This is a genomic window from Deinococcota bacterium, from assembly GCA_030858465.1.
Lineage (GTDB): Bacteria > Deinococcota > Deinococci > Deinococcales > Trueperaceae > JALZLY01.
Genome location: JALZLY010000348.1, coordinates 1 through 9,247, shown reverse-complemented (window position 1 = coordinate 9,247; position 9,247 = coordinate 1). Strand labels below are relative to the sequence as shown.

General features: G+C 67.0%; 7 protein-coding genes, 1 other RNA gene and 1 pseudogene. 6 read left to right on the top strand and 3 right to left on the bottom strand.

What is annotated here, in order from left to right:
• Window positions 1–118: 118 nt before the first annotated feature.
• From M3498_17025 to M3498_17015, 3 genes are all read right to left on the bottom strand, one after another.
• Entirely contained in the window at window positions 119–412 is a 294-nt protein-coding gene (locus M3498_17025; GenBank protein MDQ3460972.1) for a hypothetical protein, read from the bottom strand.
• Between the two features lie 281 nt (window positions 413–693).
• Complete coding sequence (locus M3498_17020; GenBank protein MDQ3460971.1) at window positions 694–1,272, bottom strand: response regulator transcription factor; 579 nt, start codon at window positions 1,270–1,272, stop codon at window positions 694–696.
• A gap of 531 nt (window positions 1,273–1,803) precedes the next feature.
• The gene (locus M3498_17015) at window positions 1,804–3,396 is read right to left on the bottom strand and encodes an ABC transporter ATP-binding protein (protein ID MDQ3460970.1); all 1,593 of its coding nucleotides are present in this window, start codon (window positions 3,394–3,396) and stop codon (window positions 1,804–1,806) included.
• A 94-nt stretch (window positions 3,397–3,490) separates the two neighbouring features.
• Between M3498_17015 and ssrA the strand changes: the two genes are divergently transcribed.
• From ssrA to M3498_16985, 6 genes and pseudogenes are all read left to right on the top strand, one after another.
• Window positions 3,491–3,863, top strand: a transfer-messenger RNA (tmRNA) gene (gene ssrA / locus M3498_17010).
• 135 nt (window positions 3,864–3,998) lie between these two features.
• Window positions 3,999–5,084 carry a tRNA 2-selenouridine(34) synthase MnmH gene (mnmH, locus tag M3498_17005; protein ID MDQ3460969.1) on the top strand — a complete coding sequence of 362 codons (1,086 nt, stop codon included), beginning with the start codon at window positions 3,999–4,001 and terminating at the stop codon, window positions 5,082–5,084.
• Window positions 5,057–6,103 carry a selenide, water dikinase SelD gene (gene selD / locus M3498_17000; protein MDQ3460968.1) on the top strand — a complete coding sequence of 349 codons (1,047 nt, stop codon included), beginning with the start codon at window positions 5,057–5,059 and terminating at the stop codon, window positions 6,101–6,103. Before mnmH ends, selD begins: the two co-directional genes overlap by 28 nt.
• 171 nt (window positions 6,104–6,274) lie before the next feature.
• The gene (locus tag M3498_16995; protein ID MDQ3460967.1) at window positions 6,275–7,366 is read left to right on the top strand and encodes a Gfo/Idh/MocA family oxidoreductase; all 1,092 of its coding nucleotides are present in this window, start codon (window positions 6,275–6,277) and stop codon (window positions 7,364–7,366) included.
• Window positions 7,367–7,859: 493 nt separating this feature from the next.
• A pseudogene (locus M3498_16990) lies at window positions 7,860–8,216 on the top strand (peptidylprolyl isomerase).
• A 436-nt stretch (window positions 8,217–8,652) separates the two neighbouring features.
• Window positions 8,653–9,246: a peptidylprolyl isomerase gene (locus M3498_16985; GenBank protein ID MDQ3460966.1), complete on the top strand. Its 594-nt coding sequence runs from the start codon at window positions 8,653–8,655 to the stop codon at window positions 9,244–9,246.
• Window position 9,247: the final 1 nt, after the last annotated feature.

The window sequence follows — 9,247 nt, the reverse complement described above, 5'->3', positions numbered from 1 at the left end:
ACGACGGGGGCAGCCGGGTGCGGCTCTGGCTCTCGAGCGAGACGGGGCTGTGGCAGGCTCCTGTGGCCCCCGGACCGCCGGGGGGAGTGGAGCGGCGCTCCGGCCCGCGGCTCGGCCCTCAGGCGCGGCTCGGCTCGGCGCGCCTCTCGAAAAAGTCCTGATATTCGGTCTTGAGCACCTCGAGATGTTCGGCGTCGAAGAGCTCGCTCAGCACCAAGGAGGTCTCCAAAAACTCAAAGGCGCAGTCCACCGCCAGCTTCAGCGGCAAGCCGCGGAGCAGCCCCACCTCGACCTTGAGCTCGACAACCTGACCGAGCAGAATAAGGATCTGGTTGGAAAAGATCTTGTTGCCCAGGTTGTCGTTGCCCAGGTTGTCCGTCATACCCGCCCCCGCTTCATGTTGTGATTCCATGACCCCATCCCGTGATGACCCCATCTGGTAAGATGACCCCATCTGGTAAACAGTCATATCCCATAGCCAGCAAGGCCAGACACGACAACACCACCAGCCCAAGGCGCCGGCCCAAGGTGCGCAGCCCTAGCCAATCAGCATAGAAGACGGCCGGTTCCCTGACAAGAGACTTAAGTCCCCCAGTCACCCCTACCAAAGTCTTAAGACTTTGGTAGGGGTGATCCCGACATTGGCCCAGGGGCATTCGGTCGTGGCGGACGCCAGGCGGTGGCGTGGGCGGGCTAGGTGCGGTTCTTCAGGTGCTGCACGATGAGATCGGTGCGGTTTTTGGCGCCCAACTTTTCAAAAAGTTTGGAGAGGTAGCCCTTGACGGTCTTCTCGCCGACGCCCAGGGAGCTGGCGATGTCCTTGTTGCTGAGGCCCTGGCTGACGAGGCCCAGAACCCTGTGCTCCTGGGGAGTCAACTGGTTATCTCCCCTGGGCGCCAGCGCCTGCATGATCACCCCGCGCTCGGCCCAGATCTCGCCGCGCCTGAGCGCCGCAAAGGCCCTTTGCAGCGTGTCGGGGCCCTCGTGGCTCCTGATAAAACCGCGGTAGCCCAGGCGCAGCAGGTCGGCCAGGGCCACCTGGTGCTCGCTCACTATGGCGATGGTGGGGACGCTGGGCGGCAGCGGGTAGTGAAAGCGGTAGGAGCAGAGGTCCCAGAGGGCGAACTCGGCATTCGTCTGGGTATTCGTCTGGGCATTCGCACTGGCCTCCAAAGGCGCGGCCACGACGCCCTCGAAGCCGAGCGTACCCATCAAGGCGACGAGCGCGGTGCTCGTCAGAACGTGGGGGGAGTGGATGAGGACTTTGGACACGTCAAGAACTCTGCCAGGAACTCTGCTCTTGTCTAAAAGCGCGCTAGCCCGGCGGACGGGGCGAAGGAATACAAGATGAGGCGCAGCAAGTGCAGGAGCCGTCAAGCGGACGCCTGCGCCGCTGACGCCTGAGCACCGTTTTACTGGTCCCTCTCTGCAAGCTCGCGGCCTCTCGTGCGGTCATAGTATCATATGCATGGAGGCGCATACCTGGCAACAGGGGACGCTCACCCACTCTTCATGAAATGTTAAGAAACTCGCCGGCCAAGCTGCCCATCAAGGCCGCCTCCGATAATGGCGTCGGTCCCGGCTGGTGAGCGCTCGAGTTTTGAATGTTGAGAAGAGGCCACACGTGCTCGAGACATTTACAGCACCATCGACAAGAACAGGAACCTTTAGGCCTGCGCCGAGGCCTACCTAGGGCTATCCCGTCGTCTACGGCGAGCTCGAGAGACGGTCGCCAAGACGCTGTCCTTCAACCACTGCGACGTAGCGATTGGACACTCTCTCCTGGCCCCTGATTCCTGGCTCCTACCTTCCGCTCTCCGACACGTGCGCGTCCTGCCAGGCCACCTGAGCCGGCTCCAGCCCTCCGCCGCTCAGGCTCGAGCCCGCCATCAGCAGGCCCAGCGTCTCGGGGTCGGCCTCGGCCTGGCTGAGCTCGCCCATGACGCGGCCCTCGAACATCACCAGAATGCGGTCGGAGAGATTCATGACCTCGCTCAGGTCGGCCGACACCAGCAAGACCGCCAAGCCCGCGTCCCGCGCCGTGATGATTTGCTTGTGGATGAACTCGATGGCGCCGATGTCCACGCCGCGGGTCGGCTGCGAGGCGATGAGCAGCTTGGGGCCGCGCTCCAACTCACGGGCGACGATGAGCTTTTGGGCGTTGCCGCCGGAGAGGTTGGCGGCGGTGACCGAGGTCGAAGGCGGCCGCACGTCGTAGGCTTCGATGAGCCGCCTGGCGTAACTTTCCACTGCGCGCTCGTCGATGAAGCCGAAGCGGCCGGCGAAGGGCGGCCGGTAGTGGTCGCCCAGGATGGCGTTCATGGCGCTGGAAAAGCTCGTCACCAGACCGCGCGCGTTGCGATCCTCGGGGATGTGGCTGAGGCCGCTCTCGCGGCGGGCCCTAGCGCTCACCGCCGTCACGTCCCGGCCGGCCAGGAGGATGCGGCCCTCGGCGACCGGTCGCAGCCCCGTGACGGCCTCGACGAGCTCGGACTGGCCGTTGCCCTCGATGCCGGCGACGCCCAGGACCTCGCCCGCCCGCAGCGTAAAGGAGACGCCGTCGACGACGTTCTTCTGCGCCAGGGCGCCCGTGACGGTGACACCGGCAAGCTCGAGCACCACCCTGCCCGGCGCGTGCGCCTCCTTGACGACCTTGAGGATGACCTCGCGACCCACCATCATGGTGGCGAGTTGGCGCTGGTCGGTGTTCGCGCGCAGGGCCGTGCCGATCATCTTGCCGTCGCGCATTACGCTCATGCGGTCGCATATCTCCATCACCTCGCCCAGCTTGTGCGAGATGAAGACGACCGCGTTGCCCTGCGCCGCGAAGTCGCGCAGGAAAGCAAAGAGCCCCTTCGTCTCCTGCGGGGTCAGGACCGCGGTGGGCTCGTCCATGATGAGGATGCGCGCGTCGCGGTAGAGCGCCTTTAGGATCTCGACCTGCTGCTGAAGACCGAGCGGCAGGTCGCGCACCCTGGTCCTCGGGTCGATGTCGAAGCCGAAGCGTTCGATGAGCGCGCGGGTCCTCTTGCGGGCAACGCGATAGTCGAGGCTGGGCCCCAGCCTGGGCTCGGCGCCGAGCACCATGTTCTCGGCGACCGTCAGCGGCTCGACCAGCATGAAGTGCTGGTGCACCATGCCGATGCCGAGATGAATGGCGTCCTTCGCCGAGCGGATCGTCACCTCCCGGCCGTCTACCAGGATGCGGCCCTCGTCGGGCTCCTGCAGGCCGTAGAGGATCTTCATCAGGGTGGACTTGCCAGCGCCGTTTTCGCCGATGAGCGCATGCACCTCGCCCCAGCTCACGCTAAAATCCACCCGGTCGTTGGCAAGCACGAGCGGAAAGCGCTTGCTGACGCCCTGCATGGCGACGGCAGTACTGGCAACAGTACCCATAGGCAGAAGTATAGCCTTGAAGGTGGGCAAGAGGCTATGCTATACTCAAAGTACCGGCGCGAGCCGGGTGCGTAGTGCAGAAGGTGCAGAGCCTGGGGGCGACCTGGTTTCGACGGGGTTCGCCAAGGATAAGGTTGCGCGTCGAGGGTGCCGTTGGCCTCGTAAAAAAGCGGCAAAGCCATTAACTGGCAACGTTAACAGCAACAACCCCAGCTACGCACTCGCTGCTTAATCCCGGCGACGTCTTCTAGCAGCCCCGCCGGTGGCTCGCTAGAGAAGATGAACCAGTAGTCGGCTAGCCCGCGCGCTCGAGCGTTGGTCGCGGGCGAAATTAAAGACGCTGTAGGTTGCGCCGCCGAGCCCGTCACCGGGCGCGGGCGTTGCCGAAACCAAAAACGGTGACTACACGCGTAGATGCCCGTCTGAGGGTGCTTCGGACGCGGGTTCGACTCCCGCCGCCTCCACCACGGGAGCACACAAGAAACCTCGCTGTTGCGAGGTTTCTTGTTTTATGTGATGAGCGGATCGATCACCATGACTGATCCCCGTGACTGATCACCGTGGAGCTGACGGAGGTGCGTCAGGCGGGCTATGCTGGAAGGGTGGACGGTTTTACGGTATCCGCCGAAAGGCTCTACCCCCGTGGCGGCGGCAGGGCCGCCTGGCGGATAGTCGACGTGCGCGCGCCCGCCGAGTTTGCCAAGGGCGCCCTGCCGGGCGCGGTCAACGCCCCTATCCTGAGCGACGCCGAGCGGCACGAGGTCGGCCTCCGCTACCAGGAACAGGGCCAGGCGGCGGCCAGGCGGCTCGGTTACAGGCTGGTGGAGGCCGAGTTGGCCGCGCGCGTCGCCCGCTGGCAGAGGCTGGCGGCGGAGGCGCCGAGCCTGCTGGCCTGCTGGCGGGGCGGCTTGCGCAGCGAGCTCGCCTGCGCGTTTGCGGCGCGGCCCGACCTGCCCAGGTTGCAGGGCGGCTACCGGGCGGCGCGGCAGCACCTGACAAAGACCGCGGCGGAGATGCTCAAAAACCTGCCGGTCCTGGTGGTGGCGGGGCTCACCGGCTCGGGCAAGACGCGGCTCATCCGCAGCCTGCGGGATTCGAGTCCGCCTCGGAGCCTCGCGCTCGACCTGGAAGGGCAGGCTCGCCACCGCGGCAGCGCCTTTGGCGGCCTGCCGGAAGGCCAGCCGAGCCAGGCCAGCTTCGAAAACGCGTTGGCCGCCGAACTCGTCCTGGCCGACCCGGGGAGGCTCATCCTCGAGGACGAGTCGCGCTTTATCGGCCTGCGCCAGCTCCCCGCCGAGCTCTACGCGCGCGTCGCCGCCAGCCCGGTCGTCCTCCTCGAGGAGAGCTTGGCCAGCCGCAGTTGGGCCATCTTCGACGAGTACGTCGCCCAGGCCGCCGAGCGCGAGGGCGTGGCGCAGGCGAGAGCGGGGCTCGAGGCGAGCCTGCGACGCCTGCACAAGCGCCTGGGCGGCGCCAGCCTGAGCTGGATGTTGGCGAGCCTGGGGGCCGCCGAACGAGAAGGTGCCTGGAACGTCTTCGAGGCGCACCGGCCCTGGCTCAGCGAAATCCTGAAACGCTACTATGACCCCCTCTACCTGAGGGCGCTCGAGGGGCTGGACCGGCCGGTCGCCTTTAGGGGCGGGCGCGAGGAGTGTGAAGCGTGGCTGACAAGGCAAGCATCCGACTGACCCAGACCGTCAAGAAGGGCGGCTGCGCGGCCAAGATCGCCGCCGGCACGCTCTCCAGCCTGTTGAAGACCCTGCCCCGCCAGAGCCACCCCGACCTCGTCGTCGGCAGCGACCTCTTAGACGACGCGGCGGTGTGGCGGTTGGCCAGCGGGCAGCTCCTCGTCCAGACGCTCGACTTCTTCACGCCGATTTTGGACGACCCCCGCGACTTCGGCGCGGTGGCGGCGGCCAATGCGCTCAGCGACGTCTACGCCATGGGCGCCACGCCGATCACCGCCCTGACCATCCTCGCCTACCCGCTCGAGACCCTGGGAGAGGAGGTCCTAGCCGAACTCATGGCCGGCGCGGTGGACAAGGTCGGCGAGTCCGGCGCACTCCTCGTCGGCGGCCACTCGATCGAGGACGACACCCTCAAGCTGGGCTTCAGCGTCGCGGGCCTGGCCGCGCCGGACGGGCTCTGGAGCAACCAGGGCGCGTGCAACGGCGACGTGCTCGTCCTCACCAAAGCCGTCGGCACCGGCACCCTGACGGGCGCGCTCAAGAGCGGTGAACTCAGCTGCCTGGACATCAGTGAGGCCGTTCGTTCGATGACCGCGCTCAACCGGCTCGACCTTCCCGCCGAGCTGCACCGCGCGGTTCACGCCGCCACCGACGTGACGGGCTTCGGCCTTCTGGGCCACGCGCTGCACCTGGCCCAGGGCTCCAAGCTCAGCCTGCGCCTGGAGAGCGAGGCGGTTCCCCTGCTCGAGCACGCCGCCGAGACGCTGGCGCGAGGCGTCCTGACGCGGGCGCATGGCAGCAACACCCGCTACGTCGAGGCCGAGGTCGGCGGGCGCGAGGCGATCAGCGAGGCGGCGTGGCTGGCGCTGGTGGACCCGCAGACGAGCGGCGGCCTCCTGCTCAGCGTCGCCGCGGACGCGGCGCCTGCGCTGCTGGCGCACCTGCGGCCGCGCTTTCCCAGAGCCGCCGCCGTCGGCGAGGTGGTCTCGAGGACAGAAAAACCCCTTCTCATCAGCTGATCGCCATCCGCCGACCGGCCTCGGCCACAGGGTGGGCGGAAGCGTGACCGGCCAGCCTCGAGACCTCCATTCCAACTGGAGATAGGCCGGAGTACAAGCCTTCGACCCCGCACCCGGCTGGGGCCGCAAGGGTAGACTGAGGGCATGACCGATCCTCTGGAGCCTGACTGAATGCGCAAGGTCGCCATCATCGGCACGGGCTGGGCCGAGCGCGTGCAGATCCCCGCCTTTTTGGCCGCCGGCTTGGACGTCGTCGGCGTAGCGGGACGCGATAAGAGCAAGACCGCGCGCATCGCCGAGGCCTACGGCGTCCCGGTAGCGACGACCGACTGGCGCGAACTGCTGACGCTCGACTGCGAGCTCGTCTCGGTGACCTCGCCGCCCTGGCTGCACGCCGAGCAGGCGCTGGCCGTCCTGGCGGCGGGCAAGCACCTCCTCTGCGAGAAACCGCTCGCCCTCACCGCCGCCGAGGCGGAGCGCATGACTCAAGCCGCCCGCGCCCGGCCCGACCTGCTCGCGCTCGTCGACCACGAGCTGCGCTTCGTGCCGGCCCGGGTCAAGGCCAAGGAGCTCATAGACGCCGGCTTGCTGGGCCGGGTGCTCACGGTGACGGCCAGGGTCGCCTCGGATATGCGCATCGACCCGGACATGCCCTACAGCTGGTGGTCGGACGCGGGGAGAGGCGGCGGCATCCTGGGCGCCATCGGCTCGCACGTCTTGGACGGTATCCGCTGGCTGCTCGCGGAAAGCTGCGGCAAGATTACCGTCGCCGGGGGCGCGTTGGGCGTGGTCTACTCCGAGCGCAAGGACAAGAGCGGCAAACCCAGAGAGGTCACTGCCGACGAGATTATTTCGGCGAGCTTCACCATGGGCGAGGCGGTCGGCACCCTGCTGATTCACGGCGCGGCTCTTACCGAAACGGTCGATACCCTCTTCATCCGCGGCACCGAGGGCACGCTGGTCATCGACACCTCGCTCAAGCTCTACGTCTCCAAGGGCAAGCGCCCCCTCAAAGAGTATGTCAGCCCCCTGCCTGGCACGGTGCCCTACCGCTTCCGCTCGAGCCCCTTCGCCGCGGGCACGGTGCTCTTGGGCCGGGCACTCGCCGAGGCGCCCGCGGAGGACCCCTGGCGCGAGGGCCTGGCCTTGCGCCGGGCGGCCACGCTCGAGGACGGCCTGGCGGTGCAGCGCCTCATCGACGAGATCCGTGCCTTCGCCGCGCGAGCCCGCGGCCGGGAGCCCGTCCAGGGAGAGCCGGGGTAGGGAGAGCCGGGGTAGGCTGCGCGAACTTTACGGCTGGGTCTTTCGGTACAATGTCTGCCGGTATGATGTCTGCCGGTGTTATGTCTGCCGGTACAGTGGCGGGCATGACCCCAAGCTATCCCCAAAGACGCGCGGCGCTCGGCGGCCACGCGCGAAAGGCGCCAACATGAGAATCCTTATCCTCGCAGGCACCGCCCTCCTTCTCGTCGGCGGCGGCTTCTGGCTCGCCCAAGAGCCGCCCGTACAGGCCGGGACGATAGCCGCAGCCCCAGCCGCAGCCCCAGCCGCAGCCCCAGCGCCGGTCGAGGCACCCGCCGAGTCACCGGCGGAGAGCGCCGAGGACAGCGACCTTGCCGAAGCCGACCTCTACGTGCCCGAGGGCTACACGCTCCGCCCACAAGCCGAAGAGCAGCAGCAGAGCTTCGAGGCGCCCGAGCAGGTCCTCACGCCCGGCACCGACTACGCCGCCGTCATCGAGACCAACCGCGGGCGCATGGTCGCGGACCTCTATGAGACGCGGACGTCCCAGACCGTCAACAACTTCGTCTTCCTGGCCCAAAACCGCTTCTACGACGGCGTCGTCTTTCACCGGGTGTTGGACGATTTCATGGCCCAGACGGGCGACCCCAGCGGCACCGGCCGGGGCGGCCCCGGTTACGAGTTCGAGGACGAAATCGTCGAGGGCTTGAGCCACGACCAGCCGGGCGTGCTGTCGATGGCCAACGCTGGACCGGGCACCAACGGCTCGCAGTTCTTCATCACCCTCACCGCCACCTCCTGGCTCGACGGCGCCCACACCATCTTTGGTGAGGTCACCGAGGGGCTCGAGGTCTTGGACGCGCTCAGCCGCATCGACCCCCAGCAGCCGAACGCCTTTGTCCCCATAGACGGCACCTTGGCCTCGCTGAGCGCGCAGGGCATCGAGCTCTCGGGCGAGCCGGAGAGCACGCTCGAGGCCTATCTCACCGAACGCTTGGGGGTGGTGCCGCAGATCGGCGAAAGCTTCAGCCTCGACGGCTACAACGCCGCCATAGGCCAAGACCGCCAGACCGGCGAGACCGTGGCCGGCTTCTGGTCGCCGCCCGACCTCATCGAACGCCTCTACATCATCGAACGCCCGCAAGATTAAAGGCTCGGCGGAGCGAGTAAAAGTGCATGCTCGCAGTAGCCGTCTCAGTAGCCGTCAACCTTGCAAAGCCCTGTAAAAGCCCCGTAAACGCTGTAAGCGGCAGCAGATTCACAGCTTGCCAAGAACCCTCTCAGCCCTCGACCCTTAAGGAGCAGCTATGGAATTACCTTATGTCCCCCAAGGCTTCACCGTCAGCGAACCCGTCAGCGAACCCGTCAGCGAACCCCGCGGCGAGCGCCGCACCTCCTTCAAAGAGGCCGAGGACGTCCTCGAGAAGAACACCGACTACAGAGCGATCATCGAGACGAGCAAAGGCCGCCTGGAGATCGACCTCTTCCAGGACCAGGCCCCGAGAACGGTCAACAACTTCGTCTTCCTGGCCCAAAACCGCTTCTACGACGGCGTCGTCTTTCACCGGGTCTTGGAGAACTTCATGGCGCAGACGGGCGACCCTAGCGGCTCGGGCCGCGGTGGCCCCGGTTACAGGTTCCGCGACGAGTTCAGTCCGGAGCTGACCCACGACGGCAAGGGCGTCCTGTCGATGGCCAACGCCGGACCGGACAGCAACGGCTCGCAGTTTTTTATCACCCTCACCGCCACGCCGCACCTAGACGGCCGCCACGCGGTCTTCGGCCGGGTCGTAGCAGGCACGGAAGTGCTCGACACGCTCGAGCGCATCGACCCGCAGCGGCCGGGCGGCGCCAAGCCCGACAGAATGGAGCGGGTCACCATCGTGGAGCGCTCGAGCTGAA